The organism is Pseudomonas sp. RIT411 (assembly GCF_003057735.2).
Taxonomy (GTDB): Bacteria; Pseudomonadota; Gammaproteobacteria; order Pseudomonadales; family Pseudomonadaceae; genus Chryseomonas; species Chryseomonas oryzihabitans.
The window spans coordinates 443,278-462,998 of record NZ_QBIZ02000003.1; the positions used below are offsets into that span (position 1 = coordinate 443,278).

The following is a 19,721-nucleotide window of genomic DNA, read 5'->3' on the forward strand; positions in this document are numbered from 1 at the left end:
TGCGGGAAAGGCCCGATTCTGCAAGCCGGTGGTGACACCCTGCAACCTCAGCTGCGAACCCGAGTGATACCGGCCACGCCCTTGAGCGTCCGCAGCTTCTTGATCACCCGCGCTAGGTGCACGCGATCACGCACGCTGACCACCAGCTGGACCACGCTGACCCGGCCGTCACGCTCGTTCATGCCGATCTTCTCGACGTTGGCGTCCGCGGCGGTGACGTTGTTGGCCAGCATGGCGATCAGGCCGCGCTGGTGTTCCAGCTGGACGCGCAACTCGACGCTGAATTCGCCGGTGACGTCCTTGGCCCAGTTGAGCACGATGCACTTTTCGCTGTTATGCCGGAATTCAGCGATGTTCCGGCAATTTTCCAGGTGGATCACCATGCCCTTGCCGGCCGACAGGTGTCCGACGATGGGATCGCCCGGAATCGGCGTGCAGCACTTGGCGTAGCTGATCACCAGGCCTTCGGTACCGCGGATCGCCAGCGGGCCCTGGGGCGTGGTGCTGGCCTGGGGTTCCAGTGGCTCTTCCTGCTCGCTGCCGGACACCAGGCGCCGCGCCACCACATAGGCCATGCGGTTGCCCAGGCCGATCTCTTCGAGCAGGTCTTCCAGCACCACGCCCTTGTATTCGCCGAGCACCGAGAGGATGCGCATCGGCGAGATCTTCGACAGCTGGGTGCCGAAGCCGGACAGCGCCTTGTTCAGCAGCCGCTCGCCGAGGCTGATGGACTCGGAGCGACGCTGCTGCTTGAGCGCATGGCGGATGTTGGTGCGCGCCTTGCCGGTGACCACGAAGTTGAGCCAGGCCGGATTGGGCCGGGCGCCGGGGGCGGTGACGATCTCCACCGTCTCGCCGCTGCCCAGCGGCTGCGACAGCGGCGCCAGGCGGCGGTTGATGCGGCAGGCGATGCAGCTGTTGCCGACGTCGGTGTGCACCGCGTAGGCGAAGTCCACGGCCGTGGAGCCCTTGGGCAGCTCCATGATGCGGCCCTTGGGGGTGAAGACGTAGACCTCGTCGGGAAAGAGGTCGATCTTCACGTTCTCGATGAATTCCAGGGAGTTGCCCGCGCGCTGCTGCAACTCGAGGATGCCCTTCACCCACTGGCGGGCGCGCAGGTGACTGGCGCGCGGCTCGTCGCCGCCGGCCTTGTACAGGCCATGGGCGGCGATGCCGTTGTTGGCCATCTCTTCCATCTCGCGGGTGCGGATCTGGATCTCGATGGGCACCCCGTGCATGCCGAACAGGGTGGTGTGCAGGGACTGGTAGCCGTTGGCCTTGGGGATGGCGATGTAGTCCTTGAAGCGCCCCGGGAACGGCTTGTAGAGATTGTGCACCGCGCCGAGCACGCGGTAGCAGGTATCGACCTTGTCGACGATGATGCGGAAGCCGTAGACGTCCATGATCTCGTTGAACGACTTACGCTTGCCGCGCATCTTCTGATAGATGCTGTGCAGGTGCTTTTCGCGCCCGACCACCTCGCCGTCCAGGCCGTCACGGGCCAGGCAGTTGGCCAGGGATTCCTGGATCTTGCCGAGGATCTCGCGGCGATTGCCCCGCGCGGTCTTGACCGCCCGCTGGATGCGTTCGGCGCGCATCGGGTGCATGGCGCGAAAACCCAGGTCCTCGAATTCCACGTAGAAATCGTGCATGCCCAGCCGGTTGGCGATGGGCGCGTAGATTTCCAGGGTTTCCTTGGCGATGCGCCGGCTCTTGTCCGGCGGCATGGCGTCCAGGGTGCGCATGTTGTGCAGCCGGTCGGCCAGCTTGACCAGGATGACGCGGATGTCCTTGGACATCGCCATGGTCATCTTCTGGAAGTTCTCCGCCTGGGCCTCGGCCTTGGTCTCGAACTTCATCTGGGTCAGCTTGCTGACCCCGTCCACCAGCTCCGCCACCGTCTCGCCGAACTGGCCGGCCAGGGCTTCCTTGGCGATGCCGGTGTCCTCGATCACGTCGTGCAGCATGGCGGCCATCAGGCTCTGATGGTCCATGTGCATGTCGGCGAGGATGTTGGCGACGGCCAGCGGATGGGTGACATAGGGCTCGCCGCTGCGGCGGCGCTGCCCGTCGTGAGCCTGCTCGGCGTAGTAGTAGGCCCGCCGTACCAGATTGACCTGGTCAGGGGTCAGGTAGTCCGCCAGACGCTCGGCCAGCAGGTCGATGCCGGTCGGGTGGACGTCACCATACGCAGGCTCGGCGGCCATGGCTTAGAGGGCCTCGCCGTCCGCTTCTTCGTTGACTTCGAAGGCGGCGAACAGCGGCTCTTCTTCGACGATGTCGTCCAGACGGATGACTTCTTCGTCGACCAGGCCTTCGGCGATCTCGCGCAGGGCGACGACGGTGGGCTTGTCGTTGTCCCACGGTACCTTGGGCTCCTTGCCGCCGGTGGCCAGCTGGCGCGAGCGCTTGGTGGCGAGCATGACCAGCTCGAATCGGTTGTCTACGTTGTCCAGGCAGTCTTCGACAGTAACGCGGGCCATGGTCTTCCTCGTGGCGATGATGATCCCGGGAACGGGGGACCCGATAGTATAAAAATTCGCCAGTGGCAAGGGAAGGGGCGGTGGTCGGAGGGTCAGCGGTCGTTGGTGGTGCTCCAATAGAGGATCCACCACCCGAAGGCCTTTTGCCTGAGCTACTGGATCGCTAACGTACTACACGCTTTTCCTTCATTTACAGAAAACGCCTTTTTGAGTTCCTTCGAGAAGGCCCGATGGATCGTACGGCCCGGGCGATAGGCTATTAACCAAGCCGCTGAATAGCTTTCTGATCAAAAGGAATGGATCAATGTCGGGATACGCCAAGCCATGGATGAGCGTGGATGATCAGCTGGATCAATTGACTCGACGCGGCCTGGCCGTCACTGATAGAACGTTGGCGCTCAACTACCTGAGCCGAATCGGCTATTACCGCCTGAGCGGCTATTGGTATGCGTTTCGAGAGCGAAGCGGTGCCCTGTTATTGCTGGATAGAGGTAAGAAGCCGCGAAAGCTCAAGGTCACCACCGTGACACTGGACGAATTCAAAGTCGGTGCCACCTTTCAGAATGCCGTCGACCTCTATGTGTTCGACAAGAAGTTACGACTGCTGACGCTGGACGCCCTGGAGCGCATTGAAGTCGGCTTGAGAGTCGACATCGCCTACTGCCTCGGTGCCAGAGATGCCTTTGCCTACCTGCGCCCCGAACTATTGCACGGCGACTTCAGCAGCAAACTGGATCCTCGAACCGGACTCAGCCGCCACCACGACTGGATGGGACGTCAGGCAAAATTGATCGCCCGCTCCAAGGAAGACTTCATTCGGCATTGCAAGGATAAGTACGGGCTGCCTTTGCCAATCTGGATAGCGGCGGAAGTGTGGGATTTCGGCACGATGTCCACGCTGTACAGTGGCTTGCAAGAGACCGACCAGGACGCCATTGCAGCCAAGTATGGGCTATCGAACGGTCGTGTCTTTTCGTCCTGGTTACGTAGCCTCAACTATCTGCGCAATGTTTGCGCGCACCACAGCCGACTGTGGAATCGCAACATCGTCGATCAGCCAAAACTGCCCTACCTGGCCGAGGCACCTTGGGTACAGCCTTTCATAGGCAACGCCCATGCTCTGGCACGGTGCTATCTACTGCTGCGCATGACACGCCATCTGCTGGACGTCGTGAATCCTCGATCAACCTGGTCACAGCGAATCAAGGCGCATCTACTGAGCTTCCCTGAGCTATCGCACCTGGGCCTGAACATCGCGGGCATGGGCGCCCAGCCTGGCTGGGAAGCCGACTGGTAAAAACGCAGGCAATAAAAAACCCCTCAGCAGCTTCATCACCTAAGTGAGTCAGCCGAGAGGGGCCGTGTTGGGATCCATACTAGGGAGCGACCTGAAGTCCGTCAAGCCTGCGCATGCGGAGGCTCTGGACCAAGGCCAGTATCACTCAACGCTCGATCCGCAAGACACGTCCGAGCGTTGAGCATCAATCCTCTCAGGCCCCCGCTTTCTTCTTCAACCGCCAGGCGTGCAGCAGCGGCTCGGTGTAGCCGCTGGGCTGCTCGCGGCCCTTGAAGATCAGGTCGCGGGCGGCGCGATAGGCGTAGGACGTGTCGAAGTGACCGGCCATGGGCTCGTAGAGGGCGTCGCCGGCGTTCTGGCCGTCGACCACCTTGGCCATGCGTTGCAGCGTCTCGTCCACCTGTTCGGCGCTGACCACGCCGTGGTGCAGCCAGTTGGCGATGTGCTGGCTGGAGATGCGCAGGGTGGCGCGGTCTTCCATCAGGCCGACGTCATGGATGTCGGGCACCTTGGAGCAGCCGACGCCCTGGTCGACCCAACGCACCACGTAGCCGAGGATGCCCTGGCAGTTGTTGTCCAGCTCCTGCTGGATGGCCTCGGCGGACCAGTCCGGCGACTCGGCCACCGGCACGCTGAGCAGCCCGGCGAGCAATTCGCCGCGGGCGGCGTCGACATCGCTGCGCTCCAGCTCCTGCTGCACCTGCTGGACGTTGACCTGGTGGTAATGCAGGGCGTGCAGCACGGCGGCGGTGGGCGACGGTACCCAGGCGGTGTTGGCGCCGGCCTTGGGATGGCCGATCTTCTGCTCCAGCATGGCGGCCATCAGATCGGGCATGGCCCACATGCCCTTGCCGATCTGCGCCTTGCCGCGCAGGCCGCAGGCCAGGCCGACCAGCACGTTGTTGCGCTCGTAGGCGGTGATCCACTTGGAGGTCTTCATGTCGCCCTTGCGCAGCATGGGGCCGGCCAGCATGGCGGTGTGCATCTCGTCGCCGGTGCGGTCGAGGAAGCCGGTATTGATGAAGGCCACCCGCGCCGCGGCGGCGGCGATGCAGGCCTTGAGGTTGACGCTGGTGCGCCGCTCCTCGTCCATGATGCCCAGCTTGACGGTGTTGGCCGGCAGCCCCAGCAGGGCCTCGACACGGTCGAACAGCTGGACGGCGAAGGCCACCTCGGCCGGGCCGTGCATCTTGGGTTTGACGATGTACACCGAGCCGCTGCGGGAATTGCCCTGGCGCTTGAGGTCGTGCATGGCGATGGTCACGGTGACCACGGCATCGAGGATGCCCTCGGGGATCTCGCGGCCGTCTTCCAGCAGCACCGCCGGATTGGTCATCAGGTGACCAACGTTGCGGATGAACAGTAGCGAGCGCCCGTGCAGGCTCAGCGGCTGGCCGTCGGCGCCCTGGTACTCGCGATCGGGGTTGAGGCGGCGGGTGAAGGTCTCGCCGCCCTTGCTGACCTCTTCGGCCAGGTCGCCCTTCATCAGGCCCAGCCAGTTGCGATAGGCCAGCACCTTGTCGGCGGCATCCACCGCGGCGATGGAGTCTTCCAGGTCCATGATGGTGCTGACCGCAGCCTCCATCAGCAGGTCCTTGACCCCGGCGGCGTCGGTCTTGCCGATGGCGCTGTCGCGGTCGATCTGGATTTCCAGGTGCAGGCCGTTATGGCGCAGCAGGACCGCGGACGGTGCCGCGGCATCGCCCTGGTAACCGACGAAGGCGGCCGGATCGGCCAGTTCGCTGGTACCGCTCCTGAGGTCCACCACCAGGCGGCCATCCTGGATGCGGTAGGCGGTGGCGTCCCGGTGCGAGCCGCTGGCCAGGGGGGCCACGCCATCCAGCACCTGGCGGGCGAAGGCCACCACCTTGGCGCCACGGGCGGGGTTGTAGCCCTTGCCGCGCTCGGCGCCATCGGTTTCGGGCAGGGCGTCGGTGCCATAGAGGGCATCGTACAGCGACCCCCAGCGGGCGTTGGCGGCGTTCAGGGCGTAGCGGGCGTTGAGCACCGGCACCACCAGCTGCGGACCGGCCTGTTCGGCGATCTCGCGGTCGACCCCGGCCGTCGAGGCCTGCACCTGGCCGGGGACCGGTTGCAGATAGCCGATGCCCTCCAGAAAGCGCTGGTAGGCGGGCAGATCGGTGACCGGGCCGGGATGGGCGCTGTGCCAGTTGTCCAGCTCCACCTGCAGGCGATCCCGCTCGGCCAGCAGTTCGCGATTGCGCGGCGCCAGCTCGTGCACCAGCTGGTCCACGCCCGACCAGAAGGTGGCGGTATCGAGTCCGGTGCCGGGCAGCACCTCCTCGTCGATGAAGCGCTGCAGCTCGGTGGCCACCTGCAGGCGGCCCAGGGTAGTGCGGTCGGTCATGATGGCTTTCCTTGATATGAAGCTATGAATTCAGTTGAGCGCGGCGATGGCGGCTTTCGCGACCTGCGCATCTTCCGGCGCCTTGACACCCGAGACGCCGACAGCGCCCACCACCTGGCCGTCCACCAGGATGGGCACCCCGCCTTCGAGCATGCCCTGCATCAGCGGGGCGCTGAGAAAGGCGGTGCGGCCGTTGTTGATCATCTCTTCCAGCACCTTGGACTCCTTGCGCGCCAGGGCGGCGCTGCGGGCCTTTTCCGGGGCGATGTAGGCGCTGTTGGGCGCGGCGCCGTCGAGGCGCAGCAGGGCCAGCGGATGGCCGCCGTCATCGGCCACGGCGATGCACACGGCCCAGCCCTGGCGCTCGGCTTCGGCGCGACCGGCGGCCAGCAGGGTGTCGATCTCGGCAAGGGTGAGCACGGCTTTGGTCTTCATGGGGCCTCCAGGGTTCAGGGTTGGGTCGGAGCGGCCAGGGCCGCGTCGAGGATTTCGATCCAGTGGCGCACGGGAGTCCGCCCGGCGCCGTCGAGATGGCTCTGGCAGCCGACGTTGGCGGTGGCGATCACCTCGGGGTGACCGCTCTCCAGGGCGTCGAGCTTGGCGTCGCGCAACCGCCGCGACAAGTCCGGCTGGGTCAGCGAATAGGTGCCGGCCGAGCCACAGCAGAGGTGGCCGTCGGGCACCGGCGCCAGCGGGAAGCCGAGGCGCTGCAAGACGCCCTCCACGGCGCCGCCCAGGCGCTGGGCGTGCTGCAGGGTGCAAGGGCAATGGAAGGCCAGCCGCGGGGTGTTGGCCAGGCGCAGCTCTTCCAGCGGCAGCTCGCGCAGCACCTCCACCAGGTCGCGGGTACGCGCCGAGACTTCCCGCGCCTTGGCCGCATAGGCCGGATCGTCCTTGAGCAGGCTGGCGTATTCCTTGACGAAGGCGCCGCAGCCGCTGGCGGTCTGGATGATGGCTTCAGCGCCGCTCTGCAGGGCCGGCCACCAGGCGTCGATGTTGCGCCGGGCGCGGTCGAGTCCGGCCTCCTGGGCGTTGAGATGGTAGTCCACCGCGCCGCAGCAGCCGGCGCGGGGCGCGGCCTCCAGGCTGATGCCGAGGCGATCCAGCACCCGCGCGGTGGCGGCATTGGTGTTGGGCGAAAGCCCCGGCTGCACGCAGCCTTCGAGGATCAGCATGCGCCGGGCATGGCGTGGCGCGGGTCGCAAGCCCGGAGCGGCAATGCGCGCCGGCAGCTTGGCCTGGACGCCTGCCGGCAGCAGCGGCTTCAGCGCCTGGCCGCTTTTCAGCAGCGCGCCGAACAGGCGCGGCTGCGGCAGCACCTGGCGCAGGCCGGCGCGCAGCAGGCGCTGGCCCAGCGGGCGCGGTACCCGGCGCTCCACCTCGGCGCGGCCGATGTCGAGCAATTCGTGATAGGAGACGCCCGAGGGACAGGTGGTCTCGCAATTGCGGCAGGTCAGGCAGCGGTCGAGATGCTCGCGGGTCTTTTCGCTGACCTCGCCGCCTTCGAGCATGCCCTTGATCAGGTAGATGCGCCCGCGTGGACCGTCCAGCTCGTCGCCGAGCAGCTGGTAGGTCGGGCAGGTGGCATTGCAGAAGCCGCAGTGCACGCAGCTGCGCAGCACCCGCTCGGCATCGGCGGCGCGGGGCAGTTCGCGGGCGGCGGGACTCAGATTGGTTTGCATGACGTCTTTCCCCTACAGCCCGGCGTACAGCCGACCCGGATTGAAGATCCCCTGGGGGTCCAGGCGCGCCTTGAGGCGGCGGTGATAGTCCAGCAGCGCGGCGGGCAGCGGATGCTGGGCCTCGCGCTCGGTGTCCGGCGTGTAGCAGAGCGCATGGCCGCCAGCGCGCGCGGCGATCTCGCGCAGCACGGTGGCTGGGGCATCGCTCTTGAGCCAGTACTGGGCACCGCCCCAATCCAATAAGCGGCTGCCGGGCAGGTCCAGCAGCGGGGTGTTGACCGGCACCGACAGCCGCCACAGGGGCGCGGGCCCTTCGAAGAAGGCCAGCCGCTGTTCGTTGAGCTCGTCCCAGAAGCCTTCGCCCAGGGCTTCACCGCCCAGGCGATCGGCCGCCGAGCGTACCGAACCCTCGCCGCCTTCCAGGCGCAGGTGCAGCCGCTGGCCGTCATGGCAGGCCGCCGAGATCGGCAGGGCTTCGCGGCCCCAGACGGCCAGGCGTTGCAGGGCGCGTTCGGCATCCAGATCCAGACTCAGACTCTGGGTGCAGCGCGGCCTGGGCAGCACCTTGAAGGACACCTCGGTGATCACCCCCAGGCAACCCTGGCTGCCGGCCAGCAGGCGGGAGACGTCATAGCCGGCGACATTCTTCATCACCTCGCCGCCGAATCTCAGGTGTTCGCCGGTGCCGGTGATCAGCCGGGTACCCAGGACGAAATCCCTCAGGCTGCCGGCCCAGGGGCGGCGCGGACCGGAAAGACCGCAGGCCAGGGTGCCGCCGACGGTAGCGCCCTCCCCCAGCCGCGGCGGTTCGCAGGGCAGCATCTGCCCCTGTTCGGCCAGGGCGGCGTTGAGTTCGGCCAGCGGCGTACCGGTGCGCACCGTGGCCACCAGTTCGGTGGGATCGTAGTGCACCAGACCGCGATGGCCGCTGACGTCCAGCGGCTCGCCCTCCACCGCACGGCCCAGCCGGGCCTTGGTGTCGCCGCCATGGATGCGCAGCGGCTGGCGACGGGCCAGGGCCTCGCGGACCTGGTCGAGGAGCAGGTTCAGACTGTCCATCAGAAACGCTCCAGTTCGGGGTGGGGCAACTGGCCGCGATGCACGTGCAGGCCGCCGAATTCGGCGCAGCGGTGCAGGGTCGGCACGTTCTTGCCGGGATTGAGCAGCCCGGGGGCGTCGAAGGCGGCCTTCACCGCATGGAAGAAGGTCAGCTCGCCCGACTGGAACTGGGTGCACATGGCGTTGATCTTTTCGCGACCGACGCCGTGCTCGCCGGTGATGGTGCCCCCCACCGCCACGCAGAGATCGAGGATGCGGCCGCCCAGGGCCTCGGCCTGTTCCAGCTCGCCGGACCGATTGGCATCGAAGAGGATCAGCGGGTGCAGGTTGCCGTCGCCGGCATGGAAGACATTGCCCACCGCCAGTCCGTATTCTGCCGACAGCGCCTCGATGCCGCGCAGCACCTCGGGCAGGGCGCGACGCGGGATGGTGCCGTCCATGCAGTAGTAGTCGGGCGACAGCCGTCCCACGGCGGGAAAGGCGTTCTTGCGCCCGGCCCAGAATTTCTGCCGCTCGGCCTCGTCGCGGGCCAGGCGGATCTCGGTGGCGCCGGCGGTGGCCAGCAGGGCGCTGACCCGCTCGATGTCGGCGGCCACGTCGGCTTCCACCCCGTCCAGCTCGCAGAGCAGGATGGCGGCGGCGTCCACCGGGTAGCCGGCGTGGATGAAGTCCTCGGCGGCTCTCAGGGTCAGGTTGTCCATCATCTCCAGGCCGCCGGGGATGATGCCGGCGGCGATGATGTCGGCCACCGCCGCCCCGGCGCGCTCGATGTCGGCGAAGCTGGCCATGACCACCCGGGCGCAGGGCGGTTTGGGCAGCAGCTTGACGGTCACCTCCACCACCACCCCGAGCAGCCCTTCGGAGCCGGTGAACAGCGCCAGCAGGTCGAAGCCGGGGCTGTCCAGGGCGGCGCCGCCCAGGGTCAGGCGCTCGCCTTCCAGGGTCACGATCTCCACCGCCAGCACGTTGTGCACGGTCAGACCGTATTTCAGGCAGTGCACGCCGCCGGCGTTCTCGGCCACGTTGCCGCCGATGGAGCAGGCGATCTGCGAGGAGGGATCGGGCGCGTAGTAGAGGTCATGGGGCGCCGCGGCCTGGGAGATGGCCAGGTTGCGCACCCCGGGCTGGACCCGCGCCCGGCGACCGTCGGGGTCCACCTCGAGGATGCGATTGAAGCGCGCCATCACCAGCAGCACGCCCTGCTCCAGCGGCAGCGCGCCGCCGGACAGGCCGGTGCCGGCGCCGCGGGCCACCAGGGGTACCTGCAGCTCATGGCAGAGGCGCAGGGTCGCCTGCACCTGCTCCACGGTTTCTGGCAGCACCACCAGCAGCGGCGTGGTGCGATAGGCCGCGAGACCATCGCACTCGTAGGGTTTGAGGTCTTCCCTGTCGTGCAGCAGGCAGTGCTCGGGCAGTTCGGCACGCAACCGCTGCAGCAGTTGCGCCTTGTCCGGGCGGGGCAAGGCGCCGTCGAGACGTTCGTCGTAGACCAGGCTCATCGGGTAACCGCCATTGTTGTTGTTCTGGCTGGAAAGGCTTCGTTGTACCCCGACTGCAAGCGGGGCGTCCATGGTCCAGCGCACTGGTCATACCAGTTTTTGTGCCCTCTTCGACCAAAGGATAAGCCGCTTTCAGCCCGCTTGACGGCAGATTCCGCCAGTGGCTCACTAGCGCCAAACCTCGTGGTCATACCAGCAGGAACTCGCCATGTCCGCGCCCGTCGCCCGTCTTCCCGTCGCCGAGAACGTCAGTCAGCAGATCGAACGCCTGGTGGTGGACGGGGTGCTCAAGGTCGGTCAGCCGCTGCCGTCCGAGCGGCGCCTGTGCGACAAGCTCGGTGTCTCGCGTACCGCCTTGCGCGAGGGCCTGGGCCTGCTGCGCGCCCGCGGCATCATCGAGACCCGCCACGGCCAGGGCAGCTTCGTCGCCCGGCTGGCGGCCCCGGCAGCGGAGAATCCGCTGCTGCACCTGTTCAGCAGCCAGCCGCGCACCCTCTACGACCTGCTGGAGGTCCGCGCCCTGCTGGAGGGCGAAGCCGCGCGCCTGGCGGCGCTGCGCGCCACCACCGCCGACCTGGTGCTGATCGGTCGCCGCTACGACGAACTCTGCGCCGCCTGCCAGGACCCGGCCACCCTGCCGGCGGAAACCCACGCGCGCCTCGATCATGCCTTCCACCTGGCGATCAGCGAGGCCTCGCACAACCCGGTGCTGGTGCACACCCTGCAATCGCTCAACGAGCTCTTGCTGGGTTCGGTGTTCGCCTGCATCGCCAATCTCTACCATCGCCCGCCGCAGCGCCGCGAGATCGACGCCCAGCATGCCCGCCTCTATGCCGCCGTGAGCCAGCGCCTGCCCGACGAGGCCCACGCCGCCGCCCGCGAGCACATCCACAGCGTCAGGGACAGCCTGCGCGAGATCGAGCAGGAAGAGCAGCGCCTGGTGCGGGCCACCATGCGTCTGGAAGGCTGGACCTAGGGAAAAACTTCTGCCGGCAAAGGTGGGCGCCAGAGCCGCTGTCCGTCAGCCCGGGGTGCGCCCCGTCCCTCCGGCAGGCGCAACATCTTGCAACTGCCCTGCCCCGCCCCCATGCTTAGCCGACCTTTTTCCAGCTCTCGGCCCTAATGGACCCTTCCACCAGTCTCGCCTCGACGTTGTTCGCCGATCTCGGCCTCGTGTTCTTCGCCTTCTTCCTCGTGCTGCTCAACGGCTTCTTCGTCGCCGCCGAGTTCGCCATGGTCAAGCTGCGCGCCACCCGCGTGGAGGCCATCGCCAAGAAGCACGGCTGGCGCGGGCGCATCCTCAAGAAGGTGCACAACCAGCTCGACGCCTACCTCTCCGCCTGCCAGCTCGGCATCACCCTGGCCTCCCTGGGTCTGGGCTGGGTCGGCGAGCCGGCCTTCGCCGAATTGCTCGAACCCCTGCTCGGCGCCGTCGGCGTCAGCAGCCCCGAGGTGATCCACGGCATCGCCTTCTTCTCGGCCTTCTTCATCATCTCCTACCTGCACATCGTGGTCGGCGAGCTGGCGCCCAAGTCCTGGGCGATCCGCAAGCCCGACCTGCTCTCGCTGTGGACGGCGGTGCCGCTGTACCTCTTCTACTGGCTGATGTATCCGGCCATCTGGCTGCTCAACGCCAGCGCCAACGGCATCCTGCGCATCGCCGGCCAGGGCGAGCCGGGCGCGCACCACGAGCACCACTACAGTCGCGACGAACTCAAGCTGATCCTGCACTCCAACCGCGCCACCGACCCGGACAGCCGGGTGCTGGCCTCGGCCGTGGAGCTGGGCGAGCTGGAGGTGGTGGACTGGGCCAATTCCCGCGAAGACCTCATCTACCTGGACAGCAAGGCCAGCCTGGACGAGATCCTCACCCAGATCCGCCGCTCCAAGTACAGCCGCTACCCGGTCTACGACGAAGACAGCCAGACCTTTACCGGGGTCCTGCACATCAAGGACCTGCTGCTGGCCATCGCCGGCCTGGACAGCGAAGCGGCTTCGTTCGACCTCGACGATCTGGTGCATCCGCTGGAGCGGGTGACCAAGCACATGCCGCTGTCCGACCTGCTGGAGCAATTCCGTCGCGGCGGCGCGCACTTCGTGCTGGTGGAGGAAGCCGACCACAAGGTCATCGGCTTCCTGACCATGGAAGACGTGCTCGAGGTGCTGGTGGGCGACATCCAGGACGAACACCGCAAGACCGAGCGCGGCGTGGTCGCCTACCAGCCGGGCAAGCTGCTGGTGCGGGGCGACACCCCGCTGTTCAAGGTCGAGCGACTGCTGGGTATCGATCTGGATCACGTCGAGGCCGAGACCCTGGCCGGCCTGATCTACGACAGCCTGAAGCGCGTCCCCGAAGAGGAGACGGTGCTGGAAGCCGAGGGCCTGCGCATCATCGTCAAGAAGATGAAGGGCCCCAAGATCGTCCTGGCCAAGGTCATCAAGCTGGATCCCAAGGACGTCCGCCGGCGCCAGCCGGAGGAACGCTGAGTCGACGCGGCCTCAGCCGCGTCCGCTGCCCAGTTCCGGCAGGCCATCGCTCAGGCAGACGCGATTGCGCCCGCCGCGCTTGGCCGCATAGAGCGCCCGATCGGCGTCTTCCAGAAGCCCCAGGCCGTGTTCGAGATTGCTCGGCACGGTCACCGCGACGCCGACGCTGATCGACGGCCGCAGGCGCCCCTGCTCGGTCTGCAACTCCAGCCCTGCCACCTCCTGGCGGATGCGCTCCGCCAGCGTCCGGGCCGCCTGCTGGTCGCTCCCGGGCAGGGCGATGACGAATTCCTCGCCGCCATAGCGCGCCGCCACCTCCCCCGCCCGCTGGACGTGCCTGCGCAGCACCTCGGCCACGCACCTCAGGCATTCGTCGCCCAGGGTGTGGCCGTGGGTGTCGTTGACCGCCTTGAAATGATCGATGTCCACCAGGAGCACCGCCAGCGGCAGTTCGGCGCGGATGGCGCGGCGGATCTCCTGCTGGAAGACCCGTTCGAAATGCCGGCGATTGCCGAGCCCGGTCAGGGAGTCGGTCTGGCTCTGGTGCAGCAGTTCGCGATTGAGCCGCTCGAGACTGGCCTTGGCCTGCTGCAACTCCACGGTGCGCAGCGCCACCCGCAATTCCAGTTCGACAAAGGAGGCTTCGCGCTCCCGGGCCAGGGCGCTGGAGGCTTCCAGCGCCTGCCGCTGCGCCTCGATCCGCGCCCGGCGCTGCAGACTCAGGCCTTCGGTGAGCCCCAGCGACAGCATCACGAAGCCCAGGGCGAAGCCGGCCATCTGCCCGTGGAAGGCCGGACTGTCGGCGGGCAGCCAGCCGGCGATCGCCAGCAGCTGGATCGAGCTGCCCAGCAGCAGCAGGGCCCAGGCGGCGCTGAACCACAGCGCCATGCGGCTGCCGCGCAGCGCCAGGTAGGTGGTGGTGCCCAGCAGCCCCAGGCAACTCAGCGCCATCATGCCTAGCATTTCCTGGAAGCTCAGCAGATGCGGCCAGATCAGCGTGATGACCAGCGCCACGTTCCAGTAGCCGATCAGCAGGCGATTGCCGAAGTCGATCCAGCGGCCGCCGTGATAGAGGCTGAGCAGATAGCGCACGAACAACCCGCCACTCAGAAAGCACAGGGCGGTAAAGACCAGGTGGGCACGCAGGGCGAAGGCCGGACTCTCCGGCCAGAGTTGCCAGGCGCCGTAGCCGGTGGTGACCGCCTGATAGCCGATGACGCTGAGCAGATAGAGGGCGTACCAGCCAAAGCCCGAGCGGCGGCCAAAGCCCCACAGGGTGAGGGTCAGCAAGAGGATGGTGACCAGGCAACCGAAGAAGCCGCCGATCAGCCAGGCATCCTGCTGCGCCTCGCGCAGATAGGCGGCCGGGGTCACCAGCCGCAGCGGCAGGACAAAGGTCTCTCGCGAATCCAGCCGCAGGTAGACCTCCTCCACCGCACCGGCGGTCGGCGCCAGGGCGAACATCAGCTGACGACCGGGCAGTGTCCGTTGCGAGGCCGGCAGGGCCAGGCCGCTCTGCTGCAGCGGACTCCAGTGGCCATCGGCATCGCGGGTGCGCAGGTCCAGGCGATCCAGCACCGGCCAGCTCGGAATCAGCCACCAGGCCTGGTCGTCGCGGCCCTGGATGGCAAAGCGCAGCCAGAGGCCCTGGCGACCGTCGTGGAGCAGCATTTCCAGCTCATCGGGTACATGCCAGCCGTCCTCGCCCCCGCGTGGGCGGGCGGCGGCCTCGGCAAAGGTCAGACTGGCTGGCGCCTTGAGGATCTCCAGCGCCGGTCGCGGATCGTAGCTGCGCCCCGGATCATCTAGTCGCAGCACCTGCGCCTGGCCGTCGAGGGCAATCAACAGCAATGCCAGCAGGTACAGAGCATGCTTGCGCCCACCGGCGCACAGGGTGGCCAGGAATCCTTTCATGGAGCGGCATCCATAGCCTGAAGGAAGGGAAGGCCGCGGTGGAACCCGCGCCTTGGAGGAATAGCGTGGTGATAGCATAACGCCACCAACCCGGTTCCTGCCAAGGGATTTCTGCGGGCGGCCGGGCGCCTGGTCGCCTTATGGACCCCGTGGCGTCAGCCTGTCTGGAACGCCCTTGCGCAGGGCCTCAGCGGTCGCCCAGCGCCATGTTGGGCAGGGCTGCCAGCGGCCGCACGAAGCGGAAGGGAATGGAGACCATTTCACCACCTTCGTGGGCCTGGACCACGAAGTGCAGGTGGGGGCCGGTGCTGCGCCCGGTATTGCCCGACTCCGCGAGGGGCGTGCCGACCTCCACCCGCTCGCCAGGTCGCACCTTGACCGACCCGCGGCGCAGGTGCAGATAGGCGCTCTGGCTGCCGTCCTCGTGGGCGATGCGCACGAAGTTGCCGGAGGGATTGGGACCATGGCCGAACTGGCCGTTTTCCACGTCGATCACCGTGCCGGCACGGGCGGCGCTGATCGGGGTGCCCTCGGGCATGGCGATGTCCACCGCATAGCGCCCCTTGGGCGTGTTGTGGCTGAAATCGCCGCCCGCACCCTGGGTCACGTAGTAGACGCCCTGGCGCCAGGGCCAGGCGTAGCCATAGCCGATGCCGCTATCAACCCCGCCCGGCGCACCGGTCGCCAGCGCCGGCAGGGAGCCGACCGGCAGCTGCGGACTGTAGCTGAAGGCCTGGTCGAAGTGCATGGGAAAGCCCTGCTGCCGCTTGCGGATCACCGCCAGCTGCACCGTGGAGCGCGGCTCGATGACCTGGCGGATCGGGCGCTCGGCACCGGCTACGTTGACGGTGCGCTGCAGGCGCAGCTCGACCCGCACGGGCACGTCGAAATCGTTGCGGACCTCGAAGATGCGGCCTTCACTGGCATTGCGCACCTTGAGCTTGACCTGCCCCTTGCGGGCCGGACTCTTGGCAGAGGTCTTGGTGAGGGTCGCCTTTTCGGCGGCCGGCGCGAGGGCGGGCACGGCCAGGGCGAGGCTCAGGCAGGTGATCAGGGCGGTCAGGCGTCGGTCCATGGCATAGGGCCACCATGATGGGCAAGGACAGAACCTAACAAAGCCGTGCAGACTGGGCGATGGCCAAACCACGGCTTTGTGAAGCCGCTGGCAAAGCATCGTCGCGAATAAAAAAGCGTGGCACTCAAATCCCTGTGCCACGCTGCCACCGATCGGACGGTAGTTCAAATACAGGCCTGATGGTTCAGGCAGGTCAGCCAAGCGGCGGGTGTTCTGTGCGACACTCCCGCAAGAGGCAGGTTTTCGGCGTGCAGAGGGATCACCCCGGGCGCGCCCGATGCTCCGGCCATAGTGCTGCAGGTTAGGCCCTGGCACCTGGAGCCGGCCCAACCGAAACGGACAGCTGTTATGCAGGAACAGACAATCGACCCGACGCGGAGCGTGGTGGCGGATGCCCCCGTCCCGCCCGCCGGGCCGCTGGTATCCCAGCTCGGCACCTTCGCCCATGGCCAGGTGTGGCCGCCGCACGTGCACGATCAGGCGCACCTGATGTACACGGTCAACGGCGTGCTGGAGGTCACCACCCACGAAGGGGTCTGGTACGTGCCGCCCAAGCAGGCGATCTGGATCCCGCCGCGCATCAAGCACCAGGCGCGGGCCAATGGCGAAGCCACCCTGCAGGTGGTGATCATCGCCCTGCCGAGCGGCCTGCCCTGCCCCCAGGCAGCCACCCGCATGGTGCTCATCTCGCCGCTGCTGCGCGAATTGCTGCGCTGCCTGAGACGCGGCGGCGCCGCCTACGGCGAAGCCGAGCTGGGCAGTCACGTACGGGCGCTGATGCTGGCGGAACTGGTGTTTCTCGAAGAGACCGCGCTGCACCTGCCGGCGCTGGCCGACCGGCGGCTGCGGACCATCCAGACCAGCCTGCACGCCGATCCCGCCGATGACACGGCACTGGCGACCTGGGCGCAGCAGCTGCACCTCTGCTCGCGCAGCCTGGCCCGACTATTTCTCAAGGAGACCGGCACCAGCTTTTCCACCTGGCGCCAGCACACCCGGCTGATGCTGGCCCTGCCGCGGCTGGCCGCCGGCGAACCGGTGACCCGGGTGGCCCTGGATCTGGGCTATGCCTCGCCGTCGGCCTTTACCCGGATGTTCCGCCGGGTGCTGGGGGTCTCGCCGAGCGAGTACCTCGACGCCCAGGGCTGACCCAGGCTCTCAAGGTCCGCCGACGGCGAAGTTGGGCAGGCTGTCCACCGCCTGGGCGAAGCGGAAGGGAATGGATTCGACCGCCTCGCCGGTGTTGCGCTGGACCACGAAGTGCAGGTGGGGCCCGGTGCTGCGCCCGGTGTTGCCCGAAGACGCCAGCGGCTGGCCAGGGCGCACCCACTGGCCTTCGGCGACCTTGATCGAACCGCGCTGCAGGTGCAGGTAGACGCTCATGGTGCCGTCGTCGTGGAGGATGCGCACGAAGTTGCCGGAGGGGTGGTTGCCGCGCCCGTCCTGGTCGTTCTCCACCTCCACCACCTGGCCGGCGCGCGAGACCACGATGGGTGTGCCCTCGGGCATGGCGATGTCCACCGCATAGCGACTCTTGGGCGTGTTGTGGCTGAAGCCGCCACCGGCGCCCTGGCTGACGTTGAAGGGACCGCCCAGCCAGGGCAGCGGATAGGCGAAACCGGAGGCGAAGACGGGGGTGGCGCTGCCCATCAGGGTGGTGAGCTGCGGGGTATAGCGCTGCGGACGGCCCGGATCGGGCGCGATCAGGGTCGCCAGGCGGGTCAGGCTGCGCGCCGGCAGCACCTTGCGAATGGGCGCCTCGCCCACCCCGCTGACGTTCTGCAGCGCCGAGAGGCGCAGGGTGACGGTCACCGGCAGGAAGCTGTCGTTGCGCACCTCCAGCACCGTGCCGCCGGCATAGTGCCGCGGCTGCAGCTTGACCCGCTGATCGAGCCGCTCGATGGGATCGTCGCTGAAGGTCATCACCTTGGCGCCCTTCTGCGCCTTGTCGGTGTAGGTGACCACGCCGTTGGCATCGACGTACTTGTAGATGGGCGCCGCCAGGGCGGGACCCGAGAGGGCGAGCGACAGCAGCAGCAGGCGACAGGCGAGGGGCATGGGCAGGGCGTCAGAAATCCGCGGTGTCGCAGCGCGAAGCAGTCTCCGTGCCAGGCCCTTCATCGCGCCGCCCTGCCCTAGGCGCCCGGCACGTAGTGCCGCTGGGCGGTGCCCTTGGCGATCAGTCGCGACAGGTAGTCGAGCTTGGCCGGGTCCCGGTCGATGAAGCGGAAGTTGACCTGCACCCACTCGCTGGCCGGCGTCGCTTCCACCGCGCTGAGAGAATGCAGATAGCCATTGAGGCGCGCCACGTCATTGCCGTCTTCGCCCTGCTCCAGGTCGAGCACGGCGGTTTCCAGGATCTGCGGCAGTGGATCGCCACGGCGCACCACCAGCAGGGCTTCCTTGATGCTGATGGCCTTGATCAGACAGGCCATGCTGGCGTTGGGCAGGCGCAGCTGGCCCTGACCGAAGTTGGCGGCGGGCTTGCCACGGGCGGGTGGCGGCGGCGCGCTGCCGGTGAGCAGGGCGGCACTGGAGGCGGCGGCCGGCGCCGCGACCGGTGCGGCGGTGGGCTGGACCACGTCGCTGCGGCCGGCGGTCAGGGCACCGAGGGAATCATTGGCGAAGCCGGTGGCCGGGCGCGGCTGGGCGCCGGCCTGCAACTCGGCGAGCTTGCCGGTGCGTTGCAGGGCCTTCTTGACCTTGGCCGCCAACTGTTCGTTGGAGAACGGCTTGCCCATGTAGTCGGACACGCCGGCCTGGATGGCCTGGACGACGTTTTCCTTGTCGCCGCGGCTGGTGACCATGATGAAGGGCACGCCCTTGTGGTCCGGCTGGGCGCGAAACCAGCTCAGCAGTTCCAGACCGGTCATGCCGGGCATTTCCCAGTCGCAGAGGATGAGGTCGAAGCGCTGCTTGCCGAGCATCGTCTGGGCGCGGCGACCATCGGCCGCCTCGTCCACCGTCAGCCCGGGAAACAGGTTGCGCAGGCCCTTCTTGATCAGATCGCGAATGAAGGGCGCGTCATCCACCACCAGTACGTTCAACTTGCTCATCGGTCACTCCATGCCAAGTCTTCCAGCATAGCAGGCAGGTTCGGCACGCCACCCGGGGAGTGACCGGGCGGATCATTCGCGCGACCGATTGACCTCTTCGGCCATGCGCTTGAGGCCCATGTGCCTTACGTCGGTACCCTGCACCAGGTAGATCACCAGTTCGGCGATGTTGCGCGCATGGTCGCCGACCCGCTCCAGGGAGCGCAGCACCCAGATGATGCTCAGCACCCGCGAGATGGAGCGCGGGTCTTCCATCATGTAGGTAGCCAGTTCGCGCAGGGCGGACTTGTATTCGCGGTCGATCAGCTTGTCGTACTGGGCCACCGAGAGGGCCAGTTCGGCGTCGAAGCGGGCGAAGGCGTCCAGCGCCTGGTGGACCATCTTGCGCACCTGCTCGCCGATGTGGCGGACCTCGACGTAGCCGCGGGGGGCCTCGCCGTCCTCGGTCAGCTCGATGGCGCGACGGGCGATCTTGGAAGCCTCGTCGCCGATGCGCTCCAGATCGATCACCGACTTGGAGATGCTGATGATCAGGCGCAGGTCGGAGGCCGCGGGCTGACGGCGAGCGAGGATGCGCAGGCATTCCTCGTCGATGCCGCGCTCCATGATGTCGATCTGGTCGTCGATGGTGCGCACCTGGCGCGCCAGCCCGGCATCGGCATCGATCACCGCGCGCACGGCGTCGCTGACCTGCTTTTCCACCAGACCGCCCATGGCCAGCAGGTGGCTGCGGACCTCTTCCAGTTCGACGTTGTATTGCTGGGAGATGTGCTGCGTGTGGCCTTCTTTGTTGATCATGCT

16 protein-coding genes are annotated in these 19,721 nt (G+C 67.3%); 4 read left to right on the forward strand and 12 right to left on the reverse strand.

The features are described 5' to 3' along the window. Window positions 1-47: 47 nt before the first annotated feature. Window positions 48-2,207, reverse strand: a complete 2,160-nt coding sequence (spoT, locus tag DBY63_RS07370; RefSeq protein WP_042135202.1) for a bifunctional GTP diphosphokinase/guanosine-3',5'-bis pyrophosphate 3'-pyrophosphohydrolase — start codon at window positions 2,205-2,207, stop codon at window positions 48-50. Between the two features lie 3 nt (window positions 2,208-2,210). Continuing rightward, window positions 2,211-2,483, reverse strand: a complete 273-nt coding sequence (gene rpoZ, locus DBY63_RS07375) for a DNA-directed RNA polymerase subunit omega (protein WP_007161465.1) — start codon at window positions 2,481-2,483, stop codon at window positions 2,211-2,213. A gap of 304 nt (window positions 2,484-2,787) precedes the next feature. Between rpoZ and DBY63_RS07380 the strand changes: the two genes are divergently transcribed. Further along, entirely contained in the window at window positions 2,788-3,780 is a 993-nt protein-coding gene (locus DBY63_RS07380; protein ID WP_027598099.1) for an Abi family protein, read from the forward strand. Window positions 3,781-3,973: 193 nt separating this feature from the next. Here the strand turns inward: DBY63_RS07380 and DBY63_RS07385 are convergent, their stop codons facing one another. From DBY63_RS07385 to glcD, 5 genes are read right to left on the reverse strand one after another with little or no spacing between them, the layout of a single operon-like run. Next, window positions 3,974-6,148 carry a malate synthase G gene (locus tag DBY63_RS07385; protein ID WP_108581558.1) on the reverse strand — a complete coding sequence of 725 codons (2,175 nt, stop codon included), beginning with the start codon at window positions 6,146-6,148 and terminating at the stop codon, window positions 3,974-3,976. A gap of 30 nt (window positions 6,149-6,178) precedes the next feature. Then, window positions 6,179-6,583, reverse strand: coding sequence for a heme-binding protein (locus DBY63_RS07390; RefSeq protein WP_027598097.1), 405 nt, complete (start codon window positions 6,581-6,583; stop codon window positions 6,179-6,181). Window positions 6,584-6,597: 14 nt separating this feature from the next. Further along, window positions 6,598-7,830 carry a glycolate oxidase subunit GlcF gene (gene glcF, locus DBY63_RS07395; RefSeq protein ID WP_108581559.1) on the reverse strand — a complete coding sequence of 411 codons (1,233 nt, stop codon included), beginning with the start codon at window positions 7,828-7,830 and terminating at the stop codon, window positions 6,598-6,600. Window positions 7,831-7,842: 12 nt separating this feature from the next. Continuing rightward, the gene (gene glcE, locus DBY63_RS07400; protein WP_042135194.1) at window positions 7,843-8,889 is read right to left on the reverse strand and encodes a glycolate oxidase subunit GlcE; all 1,047 of its coding nucleotides are present in this window, start codon (window positions 8,887-8,889) and stop codon (window positions 7,843-7,845) included. After that, window positions 8,889-10,388, reverse strand: coding sequence for a glycolate oxidase subunit GlcD (gene glcD, locus DBY63_RS07405; RefSeq protein ID WP_108581560.1), 1,500 nt, complete (start codon window positions 10,386-10,388; stop codon window positions 8,889-8,891). Before glcD ends, glcE begins: the two co-directional genes overlap by 1 nt. A gap of 208 nt (window positions 10,389-10,596) precedes the next feature. Here glcD and glcC point away from each other — a divergent pair, with 208 nt between their 5' ends. After that, a complete protein-coding gene (gene glcC, locus DBY63_RS07410; RefSeq protein ID WP_007161471.1) occupies window positions 10,597-11,364 on the forward strand; it encodes a transcriptional regulator GlcC in 768 nt (255 codons plus the stop codon). A gap of 146 nt (window positions 11,365-11,510) precedes the next feature. Then, window positions 11,511-12,875: a hemolysin family protein gene (locus DBY63_RS07415; RefSeq protein WP_042135189.1), complete on the forward strand. Its 1,365-nt coding sequence runs from the start codon at window positions 11,511-11,513 to the stop codon at window positions 12,873-12,875. A 12-nt stretch (window positions 12,876-12,887) separates the two neighbouring features. Here DBY63_RS07415 and DBY63_RS07420 read toward each other — a convergent pair whose 3' ends face one another. Then, window positions 12,888-14,789, reverse strand: a complete 1,902-nt coding sequence (locus DBY63_RS07420) for a diguanylate cyclase (RefSeq protein WP_108581561.1) — start codon at window positions 14,787-14,789, stop codon at window positions 12,888-12,890. A gap of 187 nt (window positions 14,790-14,976) precedes the next feature. Beyond that, on the reverse strand, window positions 14,977-15,864 hold the full coding sequence (locus DBY63_RS07425; protein ID WP_037006555.1) for a M23 family metallopeptidase: 888 nt from the start codon (window positions 15,862-15,864) through the stop codon (window positions 14,977-14,979). A gap of 348 nt (window positions 15,865-16,212) precedes the next feature. Between DBY63_RS07425 and DBY63_RS07430 the strand changes: the two genes are divergently transcribed. Further along, the gene (locus DBY63_RS07430; RefSeq protein WP_052382643.1) at window positions 16,213-17,013 is read left to right on the forward strand and encodes an AraC family transcriptional regulator; all 801 of its coding nucleotides are present in this window, start codon (window positions 16,213-16,215) and stop codon (window positions 17,011-17,013) included. A 9-nt stretch (window positions 17,014-17,022) separates the two neighbouring features. On the opposite strand, the gene DBY63_RS07435 is transcribed toward DBY63_RS07430, so the two are convergent. From DBY63_RS07435 to phoU, 3 genes are all read right to left on the reverse strand, one after another. After that, window positions 17,023-17,922, reverse strand: a complete 900-nt coding sequence (locus DBY63_RS07435) for a M23 family metallopeptidase (protein WP_027598090.1) — start codon at window positions 17,920-17,922, stop codon at window positions 17,023-17,025. Window positions 17,923-17,999: 77 nt separating this feature from the next. Next, a complete protein-coding gene (locus DBY63_RS07440; RefSeq protein WP_007161477.1) occupies window positions 18,000-18,920 on the reverse strand; it encodes a response regulator in 921 nt (306 codons plus the stop codon). Between the two features lie 72 nt (window positions 18,921-18,992). Next, complete coding sequence (gene phoU / locus DBY63_RS07445) at window positions 18,993-19,718, reverse strand: phosphate signaling complex protein PhoU (protein WP_007161478.1); 726 nt, start codon at window positions 19,716-19,718, stop codon at window positions 18,993-18,995. Window positions 19,719-19,721: the final 3 nt, after the last annotated feature.